This window comes from Aurantiacibacter arachoides (genome assembly GCF_009827335.1).
In the GTDB taxonomy this organism is placed as follows: domain Bacteria; phylum Pseudomonadota; class Alphaproteobacteria; order Sphingomonadales; family Sphingomonadaceae; genus Alteraurantiacibacter; species Alteraurantiacibacter arachoides.
In genome coordinates this window covers 1,712,007-1,732,458 of sequence record NZ_WTYH01000001.1, presented here as the reverse complement: position 1 = coordinate 1,732,458, position 20,452 = coordinate 1,712,007, and the positions used below count along the sequence as shown (strand labels likewise).

Here is a 20,452-nt window from a genome sequence, read left to right as displayed (position 1 = left end):
CCGCACTTGGGCAAAAGGCCGGCGAATTCCCCGATGATGAATGCAATCTCCCTCTCAAGGCGCTTCGACGCACGCCATCGCGCCATCGCATTGGCGGCCGCGCTGTCGCTGCTCGCCCTGGTGGCGGGGGCGGCACTGTGGGCGCAGGTTTCGGGCGATCGCGGCATTGCGCCTGTCGCCAGCAGCAGCGACATCGCCGTGGGCGGGATAGAGGTGAACACCACCGGCGAAGACGCCGAGGACGCGCGCACCAACGGCTATCGTGAGGCGCAGCGGCTGGCGTGGGAAAAGATCGGCGGGCCGGAGATTTCGGACGCGCAGCTCGATTCGCTGGTGGCCGCCATCGTGGTGGAGGAAGAGCACATCGGCCCGCGCCGCTACGTCGCCCGGCTCGGCGTGATCTTCGATCGCCAGCGCGCGGGCTCGCTGCTCGGCGCCGGCGGCGAACGCGCCCGCTCGGCCCCGATGCTGACGCTGCCGGTCATGATCTCTGGCGGCACCGCCACCATGTTCGAGACGCGCAACCCGTGGCAGCGGGCCTGGGCGGAATACCAGTTCGGATCCAGTTCCATCGATTACGTGCGGCCGGCGGGATCGGGCGGCGAATCGCTGCTGCTGACCTACGGCCAGACCGGCCGCCGCAGCCGCGCCTGGTGGAACGGCATCCTCGATCAGTTCGGCGCCGCCGACGTGATCGTGCCCATCGCTGACCTTACCTGGCAATGGCCGGGCGGCCCGGTGGAGGGGCACTTCGTTGCCCGCTACGGCCCCGACAACCGCTTCTTGGGCGAATTTACCATGCGCGCGGATAGCGCGGCGCAGCTCCCCGCCATGCTGACGCGGGCTGTGGCGCGATTCGACCAGATATTCAGCGCCGCGCTTGCCGCAGGCACCCTTCGGCCCGATCCCACGCTGGCGCTGGAAAACATCGAGATCAGTCCGATCGTGCGCGCGGTGCTGGACGAGGCCGCCCGCGCCGAAAGCGAGGATCGCGAAGCCGCTGCCGAACGCACCCGCCAGCGCGACGTAGAACGTGAGGCCAGCACGCCCGAAACCGTGCCCACGCCAGAGCCGACGGCCGCCGTAAGCCAGGTCTTCGCGATCCAGATCGCCACGCCCGATGCCGCCGCCTATGACAACGCGCTGTCGCTGATTCGCGGCACGCCCGGCATAACCAGCGCGAATTACACCTCGACCGCGGTTGGCGGAAATTCGGTCATGCGCGTGTGGTATTCGGGCGAACTGGCAACGCTGGCCGATGCGCTGCGCTCGCGCGGGTGGAGCGTGAACGTGGGCCAGCAGGCGCTCGGCATCTCCCGCTAGCGCGGGGGCGGAGCGATGGAACAGATCGCCCTTCCGCTGAAGGCCGGGCGTGGCCCCGCGCGGATCGTGGTGGGCGCGGCCAACGCTCACATTGCCGAGGCGCTTGTCGCACCTGCCAGCTGGCCCTTCCGCACCGCCGTGCTCACCGGCCCGCCTCGTTCGGGCAAGTCGCTGTTCGCGCGCTGGTTCGCCGAAAGCGGCGCGGGGGAGGCGCTGGACGATGCCGACGACCTGCCAGAGGATACGCTGTTCCATCGCTGGAACCGCGCGCAGGAAAGCGGCACTGCGCTGCTGATCGTGGGCGGTGCGCCGCCGTGGGATGTCACCTTGCCGGACCTTCGGTCGCGGCTGGCAGGATCGTTCCAGCTGGAGATCGGCCAACCGGACGACGACATGGCGCGCGAACTGTTGCTGAGCATGGCCGAGCAGCGCGGCCTGCCGCTGCGGACGGATGCTGCCGACTACCTCGTCCCGCGTGCGCCACGCTCGGCAGCCGAACTCGAATCGCTGGTCGAGACGATCGACCGCTTGTCGCTGGAGCGAAAGTCCCCACCTAATCTCGGCATCTGGCGGTCCGCGCTGGAAGCCCTGCATGGCCCGGACGAACCGCGCTTGCTTTGACACGGGTTTTGATGGAAAACGGATTGCAGCCATGTTCGATCGTCTGATCGCCTATCTGGACTCGATCCATGCCCGCGACCCGGCGCCGCGGTCGCGCTGGGAAATCCTGCTCTATCCCGGCGTCATCGCGCTTGGCCTGCACCGCGTGGCCCATTGGCTGTTCGAGGCGGAGATGTTCTTCCTCGCCCGGGTGGTCAACCATTTCAGCCGCTTCCTGACCGCGATCGACATCCACCCCGGGGCGACGATCGGCCGCAATTTCTTCATCGACCACGGCTTTACCGTCATCGGCGAGACGGCGGAAATCGGCGACAACGTGACGATCTACCAGTGCGTGACGCTGGGCGGCACCAATCCCACCAATGGCCAGCCCGGCAAGCGCCACCCGACCTTGCGGGACAACGTCATCATCGGATCGGGCGCGCAGGTTATCGGTCCCATCGTGGTTGGGGAACGCGCCCGTGTGGGTGCGAACGCCGTTGTCACCGACGATGTCCCCGAAGGGGCGACGATGATCGGCCTGAAGGCCCGCTCCACCCTGGTTCCGGCCGAGGAATGGGTGAAGACATTTATCCCCTACGGCACGCCCTGCGACGAACCGTGCCAGGAAGAGGCGGGGCGCTCATCCCGCGACGACGTGGAGAGGTTGCAAAGCGAGATCCGGGCCCTGCGCGCAGAGATGGACGAATTGCGCCGCGCGTTGCCTGTTCCGGCGACCCCGTCGGCACCCAAGCGCAAGAGCGCCACGAAAGCGTGACGACCTTCTCTCCAGGCGCGCCCAACGTTCTTGCCTTTCCCGGCCAGCGCACGCCGATGCAGGTCGGGTTCGACCGCGTGGAACTGCTGCGCATCCTCGACCTCTACGGTCGCATGGTCGCGGCGGGGGAATGGCGTGATTATGCCATGGATTTCGATCGCCAGTGTGCCACCTTTGCCGCCTTCCGCCGCGCTGCCGAGGTGCCGCAGATGCGGCTGGAAAAGCGACCCGCCCTGCGCGCGCGGCAGGGCATGTGGGCGCTGTTCGGGGAACAGGGCCAGGTGCTCAAACGCGGGCACGAACTCGCCAGCGTGCTCGCCCCGGTGGAGCGGCGCCTGATGAAGTCGGTCGACAACTGACGGTTTCGACCAGCAGCGCCGTTCAGCCGAGCGCGCGCAGCACCCCGACGAGTTCGTCGAAGTGGTCGATCATCGCATCGCCGCCCAGCTCAGCCACCGGCACGTCGTGATACCCGAAGCGGCAAGTGACGACCGGCAGGCCGGCGGCCTTGCCCGCCCGCACGTCATAGGTCGAATCGCCCACCATCGCCGCGCGAGCGCCGCCGAGATCGGTCATGGCTGCCAGCAGCATGTCGGGCAGCGGCTTGGCCCGTTCCCGGCCCAGGGTGTCGCCGCCGTAGATCGCCGCGAACCGGTCCGTCATGCCCAGCGCCTCGAGCAGTTCGCGCGCGGGCTTTTCCGCCTTGTTGGTCACCAGGGCCAGCGTGCACCCTTGCGCCAGCAGCGCGTCGAGCGCGGCGAGGCAGCCGGGGTAGGGCACGGTGTGGTCGGCGATGTGGGCCCAGTAATGATCCAGCAGTGTATCGCCCAGCCGGCGGTAGGTCGCCGCGTCCACCATGCCGCCGGTCGCCTCCAGCGCCTTGGCGAGCATCATGTCCGTGCCGCCGCCGATCATTCCGCGCGTTTCGCTTTCGGCCACGGGCGGGCGGCCGATCGCGGCGAGTGCCACGTTGAGCGCCGGGCCAAGGTCGCGGGCGCTGTCGACCAGCGTGCCGTCGAGGTCGAAGAGAATGATGGGGAAGGGAAAATCCTGCATGATGGATGCCCAGATAGTCTGCGCTCTTCAAACCGCAAAGGATTGCTGGCATGGCCGCGCAATGAATGATGCAAGACCCATCGCCGCCATCGTGCTCGCCGCAGGCAAGGGCACGCGGATGAAGAGCAGCCGGCACAAGGTGCTGCACGAAATCGCCGGACGATCGATGATCGACCACCTGTTGGCGAGCGTGGAGGAATTGCGGCCCGAACGCCTCGTCGCCATCGTGGGCGAAGGGCGCGAGCAGTTGCACGCGGCGCTGGGCGAACGCGTGACTTACGCCGTGCAGGATCCGCAGCTGGGCACCGGCCATGCCGTGCAGCAGGCAGCCGGCGCACTGGCCGGCTTTGCTGGCGATGTGCTGGTGGTCTACGGCGACGTGCCTTTCGTAAAGGCGAGCACGATGCGCACGATGATCGCCCGGCTCAACGAACCCGATGCGCCCGCCGCCGTGGTCCTGGGGTTCGAGCCGGAGGATGCCCTGCGCTATGGCCGCGTAGTGGCGCAGCAGGGCCGCATCAGCAAGATGGTGGAATGGAAGGACGCGAACGAGGAAGAGCGCGCCTGCACGCTGTGCAATTCGGGCCTCCTCGCCGCGCGGTCGGAGGATCTGTTCGCCCTGCTCGATCGCGTGTCGAACGAAAATGCGCAGGCGGAATTCTACCTCCCCGATATCGTCAACATCGCCATCGCCGACGGGCGCGGCTGCGCTGTCGTTACCGGCGATAGCGCGGACGAGGTGGCAGGCATCAACAGCCGCGCCGAACTCGCCGCAGCAGAACGCCAGTGGCAGGACCTGCGACGTGCGGAGGCGATGGACGAGGGTGTCACCCTGCGCGCGCCGGAAACGGTGTTCTTCAGCTACGATACCGAGATCGCCGCCGACGTGGTGGTAGAGGCGAACGTGGTGTTCGGCCCCGGCGTCAGCGTGGCCAGTGGCGCGACGATCCGCGCCTTCAGCCACCTTGAAGGCGCGCGCGTGGGCGAGGGCTGCGAGGTCGGCCCCTATGCCCGCCTGCGCCCCGGTGCGGTGCTGGAAAAGGGCAGCAAGGTGGGCAACTTCGTCGAGATCAAGAAGGCGACCCTGGGCGAGGGCGCCAAGGCCAACCACCTCAGCTATCTTGGCGATGCCACGGTGGGGGCCGGCGCGAACATCGGCGCGGGCACCATCACCTGCAACTATGACGGCTATTTCAAGCACAAGACCACCATCGGTCCGCGCGCCTTCATCGGCTCCAACTCTGCCCTGATCGCCCCAGTCTCCATCGGCGCCGATGCCATCGTTGCGGCGGGCAGCGCGGTCAGTCGCGATGTCGCGGACGGAGAGCTGCGCATGGTTCGTGCAGAGCAACTGGTGAAACCCGGCTGGGCCGACCGTTTCCACGACGCCATGAAGCGCAAGAAGGGCGAGGGCAAATGACTGTTCGCTACGAAGGCAAGCCGTTCCTGCGCTTGCTGGATTCCTACGTGCTCGATGCCATCGGCCATCTCGACGAGGCCAATCAGAAATGGCTGGTCAGCGCGGAGCCCAATTTTCGTCACGATTTCGGTGGCACTGGCGGCTGGCGTGACATTGTGCGGCAGCGGATGCAGTTTCCGGAAGGGTTTGACGCTGCTTTAATGGAAACCTGGCAGAAAGGTCGCGTGCGCTATCGCGAGGGCACCGGGCAGGAGGCGGACCCCGTCGCCTTTGCCAACACGTTCGTCGACACCAATTTTCCGCACTGAGCGGTAGGGACTTATCTTTTATGTGCGGAATCATCGGAATCGTGGGCCATCAGGATGTTGCTGATCGACTGGTCGACGGTCTGAGGCGAATGGAATATCGCGGATACGACAGTGCCGGCGTGTGCACCATCGCGGACGGAAATCTCGTTCGTCGCCGCGCGCAGGGAAAGCTCGCCAACCTCGTGGCGGAACTGGCCGCCAACCCGGCGCCCGGCGAAACCGGCATCGCCCACACGCGCTGGGCCACCCACGGCGCGCCGACCGAGCAGAACGCGCACCCGCATGCCACGGCGCAGGTGGCGCTGGTGCACAACGGCATCATCGAGAATTTTAAGGAACTGCGAGACGAACTGCGCGCAAGCGGCCGCACCTTCGAAAGCCAGACCGACACCGAAGTCGTCGTCCACCTCGTCAGCCGCGAGATCGAGGCAGGCAAGTCGCCGCAGGATGCCGTGCAGGCGGTGATCCCGCAACTGCGCGGGGCCTTTGCGCTCGCCATCGCCTTTCGCGATTACCCCGACCTGCTGATCGGCGCCCGGCTCGGCTCACCGCTGGTGGTGGGGCAGGGCGACGGGGAAATGTATCTCGGCTCCGACGCGCTGGCGCTCGCTCCGCTGACGCAGGACATCGCCTATCTCGAGGAAGGCGACTGGGTTGTCATTACGCGTAGCGGCGCGACGATCCACGATGCGGACGGAAATGAGGTGACGCGCGAATTCCAACCGTCCGGGGCCTCTGCCGCGGCGATCGAGAAGGGCAACTACCGCCACTACATGCTGAAGGAGATCTTCGAGCAGCCCACCGTGGTCGCGCAGACGCTGCGCAGCTACCTCCGGCCCGCCGAAGAACGGGTGGCGTTGCCGCAGATCGATTTCGACATTTCGGCTATCGACCGCGTGACGATCGTCGCCTGTGGCACATCCTATTACGCGGGCATGGTGGCGAAATACTGGTTTGAACAGTTCGCCCGTGTGCCGGTCGATATCGATTTCGCCTCCGAATTCCGCTATCGCGACCCGGTGCTGAACCCGGGCGGGCTGGCACTTTTCATCAGCCAGAGCGGCGAGACGGCCGATACGCTCGCGGCGCTGAAGCACTGCAAGGCCAACGGGCAGGTGATCGCCGCCGTGGTCAACGTGCCCACCAGTTCGATGGCGCGTGAAGCCGACCTGCTGTTGCCGACCCATGCCGGGCCCGAGATCGGCGTCGCCAGCACCAAGGCCTTTACCTGCCAGCTTGCCGTGCTGGCCGCGCTGGCGGCCCACCTGGCGGTGAAGAAGGGCAGGCTCAGCCGCGAGGAAGAGGCGGAGATCGTCTCCCACCTCGTCGAAACGCCCGCCGCTCTCAACGCCGCGCTCGATCACGACGATGCCATCGCCGCGATCGCCCCGCTGATCGTGCCTGCGCGTGACGTGCTTTACCTGGGACGCGGAGCGGACTTCCCGTTGGCGCTGGAGGGTGCGCTGAAGCTGAAGGAAATCAGCTACATCCACGCCGAAGGCTATGCCAGCGGCGAAATGAAGCACGGACCCATCGCGCTGATCGACGAACACGTGCCGGTCATCGTGCTGGCCCCCAGCGGCCCGCTGTTCGAGAAGACCGTATCCAATATGCAGGAAGTGCAGGCCCGCGGCGGCAAGGTGGTGCTGATCTCCGACGCGGCCGGGATTGCCGAAGCAGGCGAGGGATGCATGGCGACCATCGAGATGCCAAGCGTCCATCCGCTGATCGCGCCGCTGGTCTATGCCGTGCCGGTCCAGCTGCTGGCCTACCACGTCGCGGTTGCCAAGGGCACCGACGTGGACCAGCCGCGCAACCTCGCAAAATCCGTTACGGTGGAATAAAAGCCCGATTAACCTGCACTAAAGGCACTGATTTTACCGAAGCATAACCATTCGGCCTTAGGCCGGCATGGTGAGCAAGAACGCCAATGGCCTGCCGAAATTGCCGCTGCGCCTGTCGCCGCTGCAGATCATCGGCCTGCGCGCCCCTTCGCAGGGCGACTGGTCGCGACTGCGGGCTTTGCAATATTCCGATCTTCACCGGGCTTCCATCCTGCGCCTGGCCGCGCACGGGATGGCAGCCATCCTGGTAACGACGCTTTATGCCGGTACGCTGCCGGCATGGATACTGGGCGGCTGGCTGGTAATGGTAGCCGCGTCTCTTTTCCACATGAGCCGCGTCGACCGCACCTTTGCCGACATCGCGAAGCGGACGATGTCGCATCAGGAATTCAATCGCCAGGCCATCGCGGTCGGGCTGTGCGGCGTCCCCTGGGTGATCGCGCTGCTGTTCTTCCCCGGGCAGGGCACGACGGCAGAGCATTTCGGGTTGTGGACGCTGGCGTCCATGCTGATTGCGGGGGCCGGAGCATCGACCAATGCCGCGCCGATTTCTACTGTGGTATTCGACCTGGTGGTGGGGGTTGCGGGGGCGGCATCGTTCGTGGTGTCGGGCGATTACCTGTTCGCCATTGCCAGCATCGCCTTCCTGCTCGCTATCGTCAGCGCCGCAGTCGAATCGGCCCGCACTCACCTTTCGGCCAAGATCGCCGAGGCGGGGGTGGCGGAAAAGGACGAGGTCGTCTCGTTGCTGCTGCGCGAATTCGAAGAAAAGGAATCCGACTGGCTATGGCAGGTCGATAACAACCGCCGCCTGCGTTCCGTCTCGCCCCGCTTCGCCTATGCCTTGGGGCGTGAGCCGAGCGAGGTGGAGGGCGAACGCTTCATTCGCCTGATCGCTGGCGACAGCTTCGATACGGGTGACATCTCCCGCACGTTGAATGACCTTGCGGAGCGCCTCAAGCGGCGCGAAAGCTTCTCCAACCTGATGGTACAGGCCAACGTTGCTGGCCAACGGCGCTGGTGGGAACTGTCCGGCACCCCCATGCGCGACGATTCGGGCAGCTACATCGGCTTTCGCGGCGTCGGATCGGACGTGACCGAGCAACGCGACCGGGATGACAAGATCGCCTATCTCGCCCGTTACGACACGCTGACCGGATTGCCCAACCGCCTGATGCTGACAGAGGCGCTGGGGGAAGCGCTGCGCTATTCCGAGCAGTGGAAAACGCGCTGCGCCTTCCTGATGATCGACCTCGACCGCTTCAAGTCGGTCAACGATTCGCTCGGCCATCAGGTGGGCGACCGACTGCTGGCAAAGGTATCCGAACGGCTGAGCGGCGTGACCAGCGAAAACACCAGGTGCGGCCGCCTGGGCGGTGACGAATTCGCCGTAGTGATTCGCGACGCGTCGGATCGCGGCTTCGTCGATGATATCGCCAGAGGCATCATCGAGCAGCTCTCGCAGCCCTACATTGTCGACAACCACACCCTCTATATCGGGGCGAGCGTGGGATCGGCCATCGGCCCGCGCGACGGCAACAGCGTGGAGACGCTGATGCGCAACGCCGACCTGGCGCTCTATCGCGCCAAGGACGAGGGCGGCGGTATGCACTTCAATTACGTGCCTTCGTTGCATGCCGATGCCGAGGAGCGGCGCACGCTCGAACTCTCGCTGCGCAACGCGATCGGCAAGGAAGAGCTGGAACTGAATTTCCAGCCCGTCGTGAACGCCCGCACGGAAGAAGTTGTCAGCTTCGAAGCATTGCTGCGCTGGAACAGCAGCGAGCACGGGTTCGTCAGCCCGGGCAAGTTCATCCCGCTGGCCGAGGACACGCGCCTCATCGTGCCGATCGGCACCTGGGTACTGCAGGAAGCCTGCCGTACGGCGGTGCGCTGGCCGGACGACATCAAGGTGGCCGTCAACGTTTCCGGCGAACAGCTGCTGGAGCGGGATTTTACCGCCAATGTGGTGAAAGCACTGGCGGACAGCGGCCTGCCCGCTCACCGGCTGGAAGTAGAGGTCACCGAGAGTGTTTTCCTGCGCGATGGGCGGCTGGCCAACCAGACGCTGGAAGAAATTCTTGCGCTCGGTTGCTCGATCGCGCTGGACGATTTCGGCACCGGCTATTCCTCGCTCGGCTACCTGCGCGACCTGCGATTCTCCACCATCAAGGTCGATCGCAGCTTCGTGCAGGGCGCATCGTGCGATAGTCAGGAAAGCCTTGCCATTATCCGTGCCGTCGTGGCTATGGCGTCAAGCCTCGAGATGACCACCACCGCCGAGGGTGTGGAAACCGCCGAACAGGCAGCGATGATCCGCGAACTGGGCTGCACCAAGATCCAGGGTTTCTACTTCGGGCGTCCGATGACGACCGCCGATGCCCACGTGCTGGTGACCAAGCGCAGGGCGGCATGATACCCTGTGTGCTGGCTGGGCTGGAGCATTAGCCCTTGTGCGGTCGGCGGGTCGCCAACCGCTTGCTCGCTATGCCCCTGCCAGCGCCCCGATGGCGCTTTCGAACAACCGGCGGCCTTGGCTGTTGCCGTGCGCCGCTTCGATCGCGCGTTCGGGGTGCGGCATCATGCCCAGCACGTTGCCCGCCGCGTTCAGAACCCCGGCAATGTCGCGCTGCGAGCCGTTGACGGCGTCGAGGTAGCGGAACGCCACGCGGCCCTCGCCCTCCAGCCGGTCCAGTGTCTCGGCATCGGCGAAGTAGTTGCCGTCGTGATGGGCCACCGGCAGCAGGATATCTTCGCCGGCACCATAGGCAGAGGTGAACAGGCTGCGGTTGTTCTCGACGCGCAGAGGTGCCGTGCGGCAGGTAAAGGTCAGCTGGGCGTTGCGCATCAGCGCGCCGGGCAGCAGGCCGCTTTCCGTGAGGATCTGAAATCCGTTGCACACGCCGAGCACCGGCACGCCGCGCTCCGCCGCCGCAATCACGCTGCGCATTATCGCGCTGTTCGCCGCCATCGACCCGCAGCGCAGGTAATCGCCGTAGGAAAAGCCGCCGGGCAGGGCGATGAGGTCGAGACCTTCGGGCAGTTGCGCATCGCCGTGCCACACCCTGACCGGATCGCGGCCCGACACCTCGCGCAGGGCGACGACCATGTCCCGGTCGCAGTTGGAGCCGGGAAAGGTGATGACCGCCGTCTTCATCAGTCGCGCTCTTGCGTGTCGATGCGGTAGTTTTCGATAACGGTGTTGGCGAGCAGCTTCTCGCACATGTCCGCGATCACGGCGTCGCTCGTACCATCGGCCACGTCCAGTTCGATCAGGCGGCCGATGCGGACGTCCTCCACTCCGGCGAAACCAAGGCCTTCCAGCGCGTGGTGGACCGCGCGACCCTGCGGATCGAGCACGCCGGGCTTGAGCGAAACGTGGATGCGGACTTTCATGGGTGCGGGCTCCTTGCCTCTCGCCCCGAGCCTATGACGAAAGCGGCCCAAAACGGCAAGGGGCGGCAGAGGGTATCCCTCGGCCGCCCCCGCAACTGTTTCGACCGAACCCTTACTGCGCGGTCGGCGCCATCAGGATGCGCGTGTCGGCGCGGCGTTCCGGCGTCAGGTAACGCTGGGCCAAAGCCTGCAGGTCGGCGGGGGTGAAGCTTTCCACCACCGCGATCTGCTGGCGCACGCGGTCAAGCCTGTCGGCCTCGCTCTGCGCATCGGCGACCACGCTGATCCAGTACCCGTTGTTCTCGCGCGAAAGCCGGATGCTCTCCAGCACGGGCTGGCGGGCTCGCAGCAGGAAATCGTCGCTCACCGGTTCGTCACGCAGTTCGCTGGCAAGCCGGGTGATGATGCTCCGCACATCGTCGGCCTGAGCCGGGTCGATGACGGCCGCCAGGCTCATCGTGCCGTAACCGTCGAAGTCGGAGCTGGTTGAACCCGATACCAGCGGGCTGTAGGTCGCCGCCAGCTCCTCGCGCAGGGTTTCCAGCGCTTTGAGCCGCAACAGTCCGGTCAGCAGGCCAAGGCCCGCCGCCTCGCGGTAGTCGGTATCGTCGGTGGTGCGCCAGATGCTGCCGATCAGGGCCTGGTCGGCCTGGCCGGTGTGGGTGTAATCGTTCACCGCTTCGCCCGAAAGGTCGACGAAGGTCAGTTCGCGCTTGTCGTCATGGGCGGAGAATTCGGCATTGCGTTCGGGCAGGGCGCCGAAGCTCTGCGCAACCGCGGCAATCGCCGCATCGGGATCGACATCGCCGACGATGCCGATCTCGATGGCGCCACTGGCCGCCGCCGCCAGCACCGCCTCGCGCAGGGCCACGCGATCGACCGAGCCCAGTTCCTCGCGCGACGGGAAGGCGAGGTAGGGGCTGTCGGCCACCTGCTCGCCCGAACGCAGGCCGAAGACCTGTGACGGCTGCGAAGTCAGCTGCCCCCAGATCGCGTCGATCGTGGCGTTGAACCGGGCGTCCGCCTCCGGACGCAGGCCGAGGTCGGTGAGGAAGGCCGCGCTGACCTTCATCTGCATGGCAAGATCGTCGGGCGTGGTGACGCCGCCCGAATTGAAGGTGTCGGTCCCCGCACCGATGCCGGTGCTGACCTGCTGCCCGGCGAGCAGTTCGGTCAGTTCGTCCGCGCTGTGCTGGCCGAGGCCACCCACGGCAGAGGCCAGTTGCAGGTAGATCGAGGCGGCGGTGGTGTTCATGCCGTCCAGCGCAAAGCTGCCGCCATCCATCGCCACGTTGAACCGCACGCGGCCAGGCTCGAAATCGGTCTGCTTGATGTTCAGGCGAACGTTGTTGGCAAAGGTGACGGTGCGGATGCCGAGATCCTCGATCATCGTGTCGCTCGTCACCGTGCCGGGGGTGCCCCAGTCGGCATAGGCGAAATCGCCCACGGCGGTATCTTCAGGCGCGGCAACGGCGAGCTGGGCGCTCTGTCCGTAGGCGGCTGCCACGGCCTCGGTTCCGCCGTCCAGCACCTTGGCGGTGACGCGCACGAGCGGATTGCCGACCTCCCACTCCTCGCGGAACGCGGCGTTGACCGCCTCCAGCGTCAGCTGCGGGCGGGCCTGCTGGAACAGGTCGTAGCGATACTGCGGCGTGGTGAGAAAATCGTTCTCCTCCGCCGCGTTCACCAGGGCCGAGGCAAGCTGCGAGTTGCTCCGCGCGCCGGCCTGTTCCGCGCCGCGCCGCAGTGCGCTGTCGACCTGGGTAAGCGCGTAGTCCAGCTCGCTCTGGGTGAACCCGTATTCCAGCGCCCGGCGCAGTTCCTGCTCGGCAATGGCGAGGCCTTCGGCCCAGGCGCCATCGCGCGTGCTGATGCTGATGGCGGAATAGTCCGACAGGTCATCGTCGCTGGTGAAGCTGACGCCGCCGCCCAGGATAGGACTGTTCTCGCGGTTGGCGATCCGGGTGATCCGGCGGTTGAACATGATCTGGCCGAGCGTCTCCACCTGGTCGCGCGTGCGTTCGGCCACGGTATCGGCGGGGTCGGTGTAGGGGCGCTGCTGGTAGATCGCCACGGTTTCGCTGATGGTGGGATCGACGAAGCTGTCGAACGCCGCCTCACGATCGAAGTCGAGCGTGCCGATGGCCGGGATCGTGCCGGCATCACCGCTAGGCTGCCAGGTGGAAAAACGTTCGCGAATGTCGGCTTCCATCGCCGCCACGTCAAAGTCGCCGACCACGATCAGCGTCGCGTTGTCGGGACGGTAGAACCGGTCGTAGAAGCCGCGCAGGCGCTCGGCCGGGGCGGTGCGCAGGACTTCATCGAGGCCGATGGGAAAGCGCGAGACATAGCGCGTGTCGGGAATGCGGAAATCGAACTGATCGCGGAAATTGCGCAGGTCCGCCGTATCGCGCACGCGGCGCTCGCTGACCAGGATCTCGCGCTCGCGATTGACCGCCTCGGGCGTAAAGGTCAGTTCGCTGGCGGTCTCGCGCAGCAGCATCAGCGCGGTCTCCAGCGTCTCCTCGTTGGTGTTCGGCGCCTCCAGCATGTACACCGTCTCGTCGAAGCTGGTGTAGGCGTTGGTATCCGCGCCGAATGACAGGCCCAGCCGCTCCAGCAGGGGCAGCATCTCGCCCTCGGGCACGTTGGTCGAACCGTTGAACGCCATGTGCTCGATGAAGTGCGCCAGGCCCTGCTCGTCGTCTTCCTCGCCGAACGAACCGATGTCGAAATGCATCCGGAACGAGGCCGCACCTTCCGGCACGTCGTTGCGCTGGATGGCGTATTTCATGCCATTGTCGAGGGTGCCGTAGACGATGGCGGGATCGGGCACGACGTCGGTCGCTTCCAGGCCCCAGCCCTCGACCGGGCCCTGTTGCGCCAGCGCGGGCACGGCCAGCGAGAGGGACAGGGCCAGGGTGAAGGTGGAAAGACCGGTCTTGATGGCGCGGCGAATGGTCATGGTTTGCGAACCCCCGTTGCAATTGGGTGAGGAACAGGGACGCGCAGCTTCGCTCTCACCCCCGTTCGGATGGCGCATACTATGCAGATCGGATGAACGTTCGGCAACAGCGGCCGGGAAAAAAGGCCGCGCGCTGAATTACTTCTTGGGCTTGGGTGCTGGCGTGCGCAGGCGCGAGCGGTGGGCGTCCATGTCCAGCACCTCGCCCGGAGAATTGTCCTCGCCATTCAGCAGGCCCATCCGGCGGGCGACCTCCTGATAGGCTTCTTCCTCACCCCCAAGGTCGCGGCGGAAGCGATCCTTGTCGAGCTTCTCGTTGGTGGTGAAGTCCCACAGGCGGCAGTTGTCCGGGCTGATCTCGTCAGCCAGGATCACCCGGCTGTAATCGCCATCGTAAATGCGCCCGAATTCCAGCTTGAAGTCGATCAGGCGGATGTTGATTGCGGCGAACATGCCGGACATGAAATCGTTCACCCGGATCGCCATGGCGGCGATGTCCTGCATCTCGTCGTGACCGGCCCAGTTGAAGGCGGCGATGTGTTCCTCCGCCACCATCGGATCGCCCAGTGCGTCGTCCTTCAGGTAGTATTCGATGATGGTGTGCGGCAGCATCTCGCCCTCCTCGATGCCGAGGCGCTTGGCGATGGAGCCGGCGGCGACGTTGCGCACGACCACTTCCAGCGGGATGATCTCCACCTGGCGGACCAGCTGCTCGCGCATGTTCAGGCGGCGGATGAAGTGGGTGGGAATGCCGATGTGCGCCAGCCGCGTGAAGACGTGTTCGCTGATGCGGTTGTTGATCACGCCCTTGCCGTTGATCGTGCCCTTCTTCTGGGCGTTGAATGCGGTGGCGTCGTCCTTGAAATACTGGATGATCGTGCCCGGCTCCGGACCTTCGTAAAGGATCTTGGCCTTGCCTTCGTAGATCTGGCGGCGACGGGACATGGGCAAAGCCTTTCGAGCTCTTGAAACACGAGCGCCCCGGCTTCGCAAAGCTCGGGGCGCGGATGGGGCGGGCCTATACACGAAGGCGGGGGGCAGAGCAATCTAGCCCAGCTTCCCTATCGCCTCGTCGCGGCCATCGTGGGGCACCTTGTCGCGATTCATCACCCGGCCCAGCGTCGAGCGCTGCACCAGCACGCTGAACAGCACCGCGCTTGCGCGCCGCAGCGCCGGTTCAATCGTGGAGCTTGGCCGCGGTGTCTGCCACCCGCTTGCCGAGGTAACGGGCACCGGCAAGTTCAACCTCGCTCGGCTGGCGGCTGCCGTCGCCGCCGGCGATTGTGGACGCGCCGTAAGGTGTGCCGCCCTTCACCTCGTCCACGCCGTTCTGGCCATCGAAACCGTAGTCCAGCCCGACGATGGTGCAGCCCATGTGCAGCAGGTTGGTAATCATGGAGAAGCAGGTCGTCTCCTGCCCGCCATGCTGGCTGGCGGTGGACGTGAACACCGCGCCCACCTTGCCGACAAGCGCGCCCTTCATCCACAGGCCGCCGGTCTGGTCCCAGAAGCTGGCCATCTGGCTCGCCATGCGGCCGTACCGCGTGGGAGAGCCGACGACGATGCCGTCGTATTCGGCCAGCTTGTCTGGTCCTTCGATACAGGCGTGGCCTTCCATCTTCTGGAATCCGGCCGCCTTCACCACGTCCTCGGGCGCGGTTTCGGGAACATGGCGGATGTCGGCCTCGTGCCCGGCCTCTCGCACCCCTTGCGCGACGGCTTCGGCCATCTTGGCGACGTGACCGTAGGAGGAATAATAGAGGACGAGGATGCGGGCCATGAACTGGAGTCCTTATCGAACAGAAGGGTTTGCCATCGGCGGTCGCCTGCGCGCCGCCATCCCCGGGACTACGGTCCGCCGCATCCCGGGTTCCCCTTCAGGCAGTTTGCAGTGGCTCGTCCTTGACCTAGAATTCGTAGCCAGCGGTGACGCCAAAGGTGCGCGGCGGCAAGTAGGTCGCCCCGATCAGGCGACCCGTAGCGAGGGCAAAGGTGCTGCTCTTGCGGTCCGTGTCAAACAGGTTGCGCACCCACAGGGACGCTGTGAAGTCGCCATCGCCGCTTTCGTAGCGCAAGGCGGCATCGACCAGGGCGTAGGGGTCAGACCCTTCGATCTCACGCTCGAACTCGGTGAAGTAGATCTGGCTGCGGTAGCTGACATCGGTTTGCGCCGTCACGATGCCGCCGCTGCCCAGTTCGAACGGCAGATCGTATTCGAGGTGGGTGTTGACCGACCATTCGGGCGTATTGCGCAAGGCGTTGCCGGCAAGGTTGATCTCGCACGTCGGCGTGGTGGCCAGGTCGTCCGGGCTGTCGCAGGGCGCGCCAAAGGCGGTGGGATCGGGATTGGTCACCGCGTTGAAGGGCGTGCCGCCGGCGACGTTGGCGGGCCGGAACGGGTCGATCGTCACGTAATCGCCGAAGCTCGCGTCGGTATAGGATACGGCGCTGCTGAACCGGAAGCCATCGAACGGGCTGCCGAACAACTCGAACTCGATACCGCTGGCCGAGGAGTCGGCGGCATTGTCGAACACGGTGGTGTAACCGGTCGGCCCGCCGGAGATCGTCTTGTTGAGCTGCAACCCTTCCAGATCGTAGCTGAAACCGGTGAGGCTGGCGTTCAGACGGCCATCCATGAAGGTGTACTTCACGCCGACCTCGTGGTTGGAAATGTATTCCGGATCGACGATGGTCGTGCTGGCAAAGGCGTTCTCGCCAGAGCCGGCCTTGAAGCCTTCGGAATAGGTGTAATACAGCAGCAGGTCGGGGTTGGGGCGATACTGCAGGCCGAATTCGGGGCTGAAATCCTCGAACGTGCGTTCGGTGTGGGTGCCTTCCTCGGTCGCCACCAGCGTGGGCAGCGCGTTGTTGGGCGCGCCTGCGGCATAGCGGATCACGATGCCGGGGTTCTCGCTGATGACCTTTTCATGGCTGAACCGGCCGCCAAGCCGGACCGAGAAGCCGTCCAGGCCCGAAACCAGCTGGCCGACATCGAAGGTCGCCTGCCCGAACACGGCCCAGGCATCGGTGGTCAGGTTGGACCGGGTGCACACGCGCTTGGGCGTTTGCAGGGTGTTGCCGCCGGTGGTTCCGTCAGGCTGGAATCCGCAGAGGAAATAGGCGCGATCGAGCGGCACGTTGTCGCGTGCCAGAATGGCCGTGTTGGTCGGCACGCCCGTTTCCCGGCCGAGGCCCAGGCTGTCGATCGGGTGCTGCACCTCGTGGAAATAGAACCCGCCCAGCACGCCGTCGACGAGGTCGGATGAATAGGTGAGCTGCAATTCGTTGCTGAACTGTTCCGCATCGATCGTGCGCCGCTGCACGGTGGACGGGCGGCCGTTGACGGTGAAGCCGTTGACCACGCCCGACAGGTCGAGATCCTGATACAGCTTGCTCTGGAAATCGCGGTAGCTGGCGATGTTGGCGATGGAGATGCTGTCACTGATGTCGAAGGACAGGTGTCCGGTAAAGGCGTAGCTTTCGGTGTCGGTGCCCGGCTGGATCTCGCTGGCGAGATCGCGCGGCTCGACGGCGTAGCCGCCCACGCCCAGCGGGGCGAGGCGCGGCACGCCGGGGAACGACGGGGCCAGGTAGTGGACCGCGCCCGCGCTGTCGTTCTGGCGGAAATACTCGCCGGTCAGCAGTAGTTCGCCGGTGGCGCCCAGATCGACTTCCAGGTGGGCGCGGCCCATCCAGCGGTTCATGTCGTCCACGTCCTGCCCGGTAACCGGATTTTCGCCGAAGCCATCGCCCTGCTGCGACATGCCGGCCACGCGGAACCGCACGCCGTCCACGATCGGGCCGCCGATCGCCGCCTCGCCGATGAAGCGGTTGTAGTTGCCGTAGGTGCCGCGCACGTAGCCGGTGAAGTAATCGGTCGGCCGGGCGGTGATGAGGTTGATCGAGCCGCCGACGGCGTTGCGCCCGTACAGCGTGCCCTGCGGCCCGCGCAGCACCTCGACCCGTTCGAGATCGAACAGCGAGGTCAGCTGTGCCTCGGCGCGGGCGACGTAGACACCGTCGACGTGCAGCGCCACGCCGGTGGAACTGCCGGTGGTGGAGGTGTTGGCGCCCACGCCGCGGATGAACACCTTGGCCATGTTGAAGTCGTTGCCGAAGGTTACGGCCGGCACGGCCACCTGCAGATCCTGCAACGTGGTCACCTGCTGGTTCTGCAAACGATCGCCACCCAGCGCGGTCACGGCGATGGCAGTGTCCTGCAGCGATTCCTCGCGCCGCTGGGCGGTGACGATGATGGCCCCGGAAAAGTCGGCATCGCGATCGTTGTCCTGCTGTTCCGGCGGAACATCCTGCGCGGCAGCGGCGGGAACGAGGGTCAGGCAGATGGCGGCGGCGCACGCCGAGCCGAGCAGTTTGGCGATCATGAGTACCTCTCCGTAGGTGAAGCGCATCTTTCGCTCCTTGCCGCCAAGGGTAAGGGACGAGCACGGGCGGCGTCAACGCCATATATCATTTCATGAGAAATCTTGTGCGCGAATTTCCTATTCGGTCGGGTCGTCAGCTCCACTGGTATCGCTGTGCGTCGCGCGCAACCGGGCCAGCAGCAGATTGCCTTCGATTGCCTTGCGTCCGCGAATGAGCTCGGCCAGCAGCTGATGTTCGTCGCATAGCGAACTCTTGCGCAGAACGAAGGATAGGCTGCCTTCCACGCTGTTGTCGTCACGCAGGACCGGGACTGAGAGGCCGATCTTGTCGGGGTCGATCTCCCCCTTGGTGATGGCATAACCCTGCGCGCGAATGCCACGGAGCGCGTCCTGCAGGCGCGGCGCGCCGATGCCTTCCCCGGCGCTTTTGGTGCGGGCAAGGGCGCGGAACTGGCGGGGCGAGAGGTTGGCGAGGATCACCTTGGATGCCGCGCCGCGATCCAGCGGCATCGGTCGCCCGCGCTCGTAGCCATCAGCGGCCAGCCGGTCCCCCTCGCGGTGCACGCACATCACGGTGTCGCGATATAGGCGGGTGAGCAGGACGATCGTGTCGGGATGATCGGCGGCCAGGCGGCTCATTTCCCCCGCGGCGGCATTGATGAAGGGATCGTTGACCAGCATCGCGCGATCCAGCGCACACACCGCGGGCCCGAGCACGTAGCTGCCCGGCATGTCAGACGACAGCAATTCGGCCTCGGCCAGGCTGCGAAAATAACGATAGGCGGTACTGGTGGGGATCGTCAGCACCTCGGCCGCTTCCTCCACCGTCCAGCGGGCGCGCTGTTCGGTGAACAGCGACAGCAGGCCCAGCACGCGATCGGCGGTTGTCGCCATGGTCTGTTTCCGATCCCCTCTCTCCACACGGGACATAACGGCACTGGATTAAGATTTGCAAGGGGCGCAATTATCGCATATTGAGAATTGCAAAATTGGAGAGCGAAATGATCGTTGAAAACGCATGGTATGTGGGTGCCTGGTCGCACGAGGTGACACCGTCGCCTCTGGCGCGGCGACTGTTTGATTTTCCCGTGGTGCTTTACCGCTCGCTTGACGGAAAGGCCTGCGCCCTGATCGACAGCTGCGCCCACCGTGGCGCGCCCCTCAGTCTCGGCACGGTGGTGCCGGAGGGTATTCGCTGCAACTATCACGGCGTTGTCTTCGGCTGCGACGGGATCTGCACGAAAATCCCCAATCAGGAAACGATCCCGGCGAACGCGCGGGTCAAGAGCTTTCCGGTGGTGGAAAGGGACGACATCGTGTGGTTATGGCACGGCGATCCTGAACGGGCCGACCCGTCATTGATCGTCGATTATCCGTTCCACCGCGATCCCGCCTGGCCGGCCAAGTTCGCGATGGCGCCGGTGGCTGGCAACTACATGCTCATCGCCGACAACCTCCTCGACGCGACGCACCTTGCCTACGTACACGGGGGCACGGTGGGCGGGTCCGATCCCAACGTGCACATGGTGGCGGAAAGCGCGCTGAAGCCAGCACCGGGCGGCCTGCGGTTCGAACGGCTGATGCGCGGCGCGCCGCCGCCGCCCGCCTATTCCGCCTGCGTGCCCGAGCTGCCCGAGCGGATCGACCGCTGGCAGGAGTTCGACTTCGTGGCGCCGAGCACGGTGTTGCAGTATTCGGGCGGCGTGCCCGCCGGTAGCGAGCGGGCGAGCGCACCTGCGCCCCGTTTCGACATGCGCATCTTCCATTCCGCCACCCCGGCGACCGAGAGCAGCTGCTATTACTTCTGGTCCGTCCAGAACGGCCACGCCACCGACGATCCGCAGGCGACCGAGGTGATCTACGCGCAGATCCAGCAGGCCATTGCCGAGGACAAGGTGTTCATCGAGGCGCAGCAGCTCCGCGTCGACGAACTGGGCGAAGACCGCCTGTTCGACAACGCCGCCGACGCCGCGCGCATGATGGCGCGGCGCGCGGTGCGCAAATATGCCCGTGCCCACGCGGCGCCCGCTGCGACGGAGGACGCGTGATGGTGGCGATAACGTTCATCGACCACGCCGGCACGGCGCGGCAGGTCGAGGCAGAGCCTGGCAGCACGCTGATGCGCGCGGCGCGAGACAACGGCATACCCGGTGTTGTGGCCGAATGCGGTGGCATGGCCGCCTGCGCGACCTGTCACGTGTTCGTGGAGGCGGCCTGTCTGCCGTTTACGGGTGACATGGGCGAGGACGAGGACGCGCTGCTCGATTTCGCGGACGACCGCGCTCCCAACTCGCGCCTGTCGTGCCAGATCGCCATCACGCCCGAACTTGACGGGATGACCGTGACGACACCGGAACATCAAGGCTGATCTTCGCTC

The 20,452-nt window shown here is 65.7% G+C and carries 18 protein-coding genes; 10 read left to right on the top strand and 8 right to left on the bottom strand.

From position 1 onward, the window contains the following. Nucleotides 1–33 precede the first annotated feature (33 nt). Genes GRI62_RS08480 through GRI62_RS08465 form a run of 4 tightly spaced genes read left to right on the top strand, consistent with a single transcriptional unit; the run spans nt 34 to nt 3,060 of the window. Entirely contained in the window at nt 34–1,323 is a 1,290-nt protein-coding gene (locus GRI62_RS08480; RefSeq protein WP_234027401.1) for a heavy-metal-associated domain-containing protein, read from the top strand. 15 nt (nt 1,324–1,338) lie between these two features. Continuing rightward, entirely contained in the window at nt 1,339–1,944 is a 606-nt protein-coding gene (locus tag GRI62_RS08475; RefSeq protein ID WP_131452897.1) for an HdaA/DnaA family protein, read from the top strand. A 31-nt stretch (nt 1,945–1,975) separates the two neighbouring features. Beyond that, nucleotides 1,976–2,701, top strand: coding sequence for a serine O-acetyltransferase EpsC (epsC, locus tag GRI62_RS08470; protein WP_131452896.1), 726 nt, complete (start codon nt 1,976–1,978; stop codon nt 2,699–2,701). A gap of 56 nt (nt 2,702–2,757) precedes the next feature. Next, a complete protein-coding gene (locus tag GRI62_RS08465) occupies nt 2,758–3,060 on the top strand; it encodes a DUF2794 domain-containing protein (RefSeq protein WP_131453837.1) in 303 nt (100 codons plus the stop codon). Nucleotides 3,061–3,082: 22 nt separating this feature from the next. Here the strand turns inward: GRI62_RS08465 and GRI62_RS08460 are convergent, their stop codons facing one another. Next, complete coding sequence (locus GRI62_RS08460; protein WP_131452895.1) at nt 3,083–3,757, bottom strand: HAD-IA family hydrolase; 675 nt, start codon at nt 3,755–3,757, stop codon at nt 3,083–3,085. A gap of 61 nt (nt 3,758–3,818) precedes the next feature. On the opposite strand from GRI62_RS08460, the gene glmU reads away from it, so the two are divergent. From glmU to GRI62_RS08440, 4 genes are all read left to right on the top strand, one after another. After that, nucleotides 3,819–5,177 (top strand): bifunctional UDP-N-acetylglucosamine diphosphorylase/glucosamine-1-phosphate N-acetyltransferase GlmU, encoded by a 1,359-nt coding sequence (gene glmU, locus GRI62_RS08455; RefSeq protein ID WP_131452894.1) that lies wholly within the window; start codon nt 3,819–3,821, stop codon nt 5,175–5,177. Beyond that, nucleotides 5,174–5,485, top strand: a complete 312-nt coding sequence (locus GRI62_RS08450) for a hypothetical protein (protein WP_131452893.1) — start codon at nt 5,174–5,176, stop codon at nt 5,483–5,485. Before glmU ends, GRI62_RS08450 begins: the two co-directional genes overlap by 4 nt. 20 nt (nt 5,486–5,505) lie before the next feature. Then, nucleotides 5,506–7,329, top strand: coding sequence for a glutamine--fructose-6-phosphate transaminase (isomerizing) (gene glmS / locus GRI62_RS08445; RefSeq protein ID WP_131452892.1), 1,824 nt, complete (start codon nt 5,506–5,508; stop codon nt 7,327–7,329). Between the two features lie 67 nt (nt 7,330–7,396). Continuing rightward, entirely contained in the window at nt 7,397–9,745 is a 2,349-nt protein-coding gene (locus GRI62_RS08440) for a putative bifunctional diguanylate cyclase/phosphodiesterase (protein WP_131452891.1), read from the top strand. A gap of 69 nt (nt 9,746–9,814) precedes the next feature. Here GRI62_RS08440 and purQ read toward each other — a convergent pair whose 3' ends face one another. The 7 genes from purQ to GRI62_RS08405 form a co-directional block, all read right to left on the bottom strand. Continuing rightward, nucleotides 9,815–10,486 carry a phosphoribosylformylglycinamidine synthase subunit PurQ gene (purQ, locus tag GRI62_RS08435; protein ID WP_131452890.1) on the bottom strand — a complete coding sequence of 224 codons (672 nt, stop codon included), beginning with the start codon at nt 10,484–10,486 and terminating at the stop codon, nt 9,815–9,817. Beyond that, nucleotides 10,486–10,725 (bottom strand): phosphoribosylformylglycinamidine synthase subunit PurS, encoded by a 240-nt coding sequence (purS, locus tag GRI62_RS08430; protein WP_131452889.1) that lies wholly within the window; start codon nt 10,723–10,725, stop codon nt 10,486–10,488. Before purS ends, purQ begins: the two co-directional genes overlap by 1 nt. 112 nt (nt 10,726–10,837) lie before the next feature. Then, nucleotides 10,838–13,690, bottom strand: a complete 2,853-nt coding sequence (locus GRI62_RS08425) for a M16 family metallopeptidase (RefSeq protein WP_160731848.1) — start codon at nt 13,688–13,690, stop codon at nt 10,838–10,840. Between the two features lie 138 nt (nt 13,691–13,828). After that, complete coding sequence (gene purC / locus GRI62_RS08420; protein ID WP_131452887.1) at nt 13,829–14,635, bottom strand: phosphoribosylaminoimidazolesuccinocarboxamide synthase; 807 nt, start codon at nt 14,633–14,635, stop codon at nt 13,829–13,831. A 232-nt stretch (nt 14,636–14,867) separates the two neighbouring features. Then, complete coding sequence (wrbA, locus tag GRI62_RS08415; RefSeq protein WP_131452886.1) at nt 14,868–15,470, bottom strand: NAD(P)H:quinone oxidoreductase; 603 nt, start codon at nt 15,468–15,470, stop codon at nt 14,868–14,870. Between the two features lie 127 nt (nt 15,471–15,597). Then, nucleotides 15,598–18,102 carry a TonB-dependent receptor gene (locus GRI62_RS08410; RefSeq protein ID WP_234027400.1) on the bottom strand — a complete coding sequence of 835 codons (2,505 nt, stop codon included), beginning with the start codon at nt 18,100–18,102 and terminating at the stop codon, nt 15,598–15,600. 90 nt (nt 18,103–18,192) lie between these two features. Further along, entirely contained in the window at nt 18,193–18,969 is a 777-nt protein-coding gene (locus GRI62_RS08405) for an IclR family transcriptional regulator (RefSeq protein WP_160731847.1), read from the bottom strand. A 107-nt stretch (nt 18,970–19,076) separates the two neighbouring features. On the opposite strand from GRI62_RS08405, the gene GRI62_RS08400 reads away from it, so the two are divergent. Together GRI62_RS08400 and GRI62_RS08395 are read left to right on the top strand one after the other, a co-directional pair. Further along, nucleotides 19,077–20,123: an aromatic ring-hydroxylating dioxygenase subunit alpha gene (locus GRI62_RS08400; protein WP_131452884.1), complete on the top strand. Its 1,047-nt coding sequence runs from the start codon at nt 19,077–19,079 to the stop codon at nt 20,121–20,123. Continuing rightward, on the top strand, nt 20,123–20,443 hold the full coding sequence (locus GRI62_RS08395) for a 2Fe-2S iron-sulfur cluster-binding protein (protein ID WP_131453835.1): 321 nt from the start codon (nt 20,123–20,125) through the stop codon (nt 20,441–20,443). Before GRI62_RS08400 ends, GRI62_RS08395 begins: the two co-directional genes overlap by 1 nt. Nucleotides 20,444–20,452: the final 9 nt, after the last annotated feature.

What these genes read in the sequence shown, in the direction of transcription:
- purC (WP_131452887.1), bottom strand. Translation starts at nt 14,635, where the DNA reads ATGTCCCGTCGCCGCCAGATCTACGAAGGCAAGGCCAAGATCCTTTAC.
- glmU (WP_131452894.1), top strand. Translation starts at nt 3,819, where the DNA reads ATGAATGATGCAAGACCCATCGCCGCCATCGTGCTCGCCGCAGGCAAG.
- GRI62_RS08460 (WP_131452895.1), bottom strand. Translation starts at nt 3,757, where the DNA reads ATGCAGGATTTTCCCTTCCCCATCATTCTCTTCGACCTCGACGGCACG.
- glmS (WP_131452892.1), top strand. Translation starts at nt 5,506, where the DNA reads ATGTGCGGAATCATCGGAATCGTGGGCCATCAGGATGTTGCTGATCGA.
- epsC (WP_131452896.1), top strand. Translation starts at nt 1,976, where the DNA reads ATGTTCGATCGTCTGATCGCCTATCTGGACTCGATCCATGCCCGCGAC.
- wrbA (WP_131452886.1), bottom strand. Translation starts at nt 15,470, where the DNA reads ATGGCCCGCATCCTCGTCCTCTATTATTCCTCCTACGGTCACGTCGCC.
- purQ (WP_131452890.1), bottom strand. Translation starts at nt 10,486, where the DNA reads ATGAAGACGGCGGTCATCACCTTTCCCGGCTCCAACTGCGACCGGGAC.
- GRI62_RS08475 (WP_131452897.1), top strand. Translation starts at nt 1,339, where the DNA reads ATGGAACAGATCGCCCTTCCGCTGAAGGCCGGGCGTGGCCCCGCGCGG.
- GRI62_RS08405 (WP_160731847.1), bottom strand. Translation starts at nt 18,969, where the DNA reads ATGGCGACAACCGCCGATCGCGTGCTGGGCCTGCTGTCGCTGTTCACC.
- GRI62_RS08425 (WP_160731848.1), bottom strand. Translation starts at nt 13,690, where the DNA reads ATGACCATTCGCCGCGCCATCAAGACCGGTCTTTCCACCTTCACCCTG.
- GRI62_RS08465 (WP_131453837.1), top strand. Translation starts at nt 2,758, where the DNA reads ATGCAGGTCGGGTTCGACCGCGTGGAACTGCTGCGCATCCTCGACCTC.
- GRI62_RS08450 (WP_131452893.1), top strand. Translation starts at nt 5,174, where the DNA reads ATGACTGTTCGCTACGAAGGCAAGCCGTTCCTGCGCTTGCTGGATTCC.
- GRI62_RS08395 (WP_131453835.1), top strand. Translation starts at nt 20,123, where the DNA reads ATGGTGGCGATAACGTTCATCGACCACGCCGGCACGGCGCGGCAGGTC.
- GRI62_RS08440 (WP_131452891.1), top strand. Translation starts at nt 7,397, where the DNA reads ATGGTGAGCAAGAACGCCAATGGCCTGCCGAAATTGCCGCTGCGCCTG.
- purS (WP_131452889.1), bottom strand. Translation starts at nt 10,725, where the DNA reads ATGAAAGTCCGCATCCACGTTTCGCTCAAGCCCGGCGTGCTCGATCCG.
- GRI62_RS08410 (WP_234027400.1), bottom strand. Translation starts at nt 18,102, where the DNA reads ATGCGCTTCACCTACGGAGAGGTACTCATGATCGCCAAACTGCTCGGC.
- GRI62_RS08480 (WP_234027401.1), top strand. Translation starts at nt 34, where the DNA reads ATGATGAATGCAATCTCCCTCTCAAGGCGCTTCGACGCACGCCATCGC.
- GRI62_RS08400 (WP_131452884.1), top strand. Translation starts at nt 19,077, where the DNA reads ATGATCGTTGAAAACGCATGGTATGTGGGTGCCTGGTCGCACGAGGTG.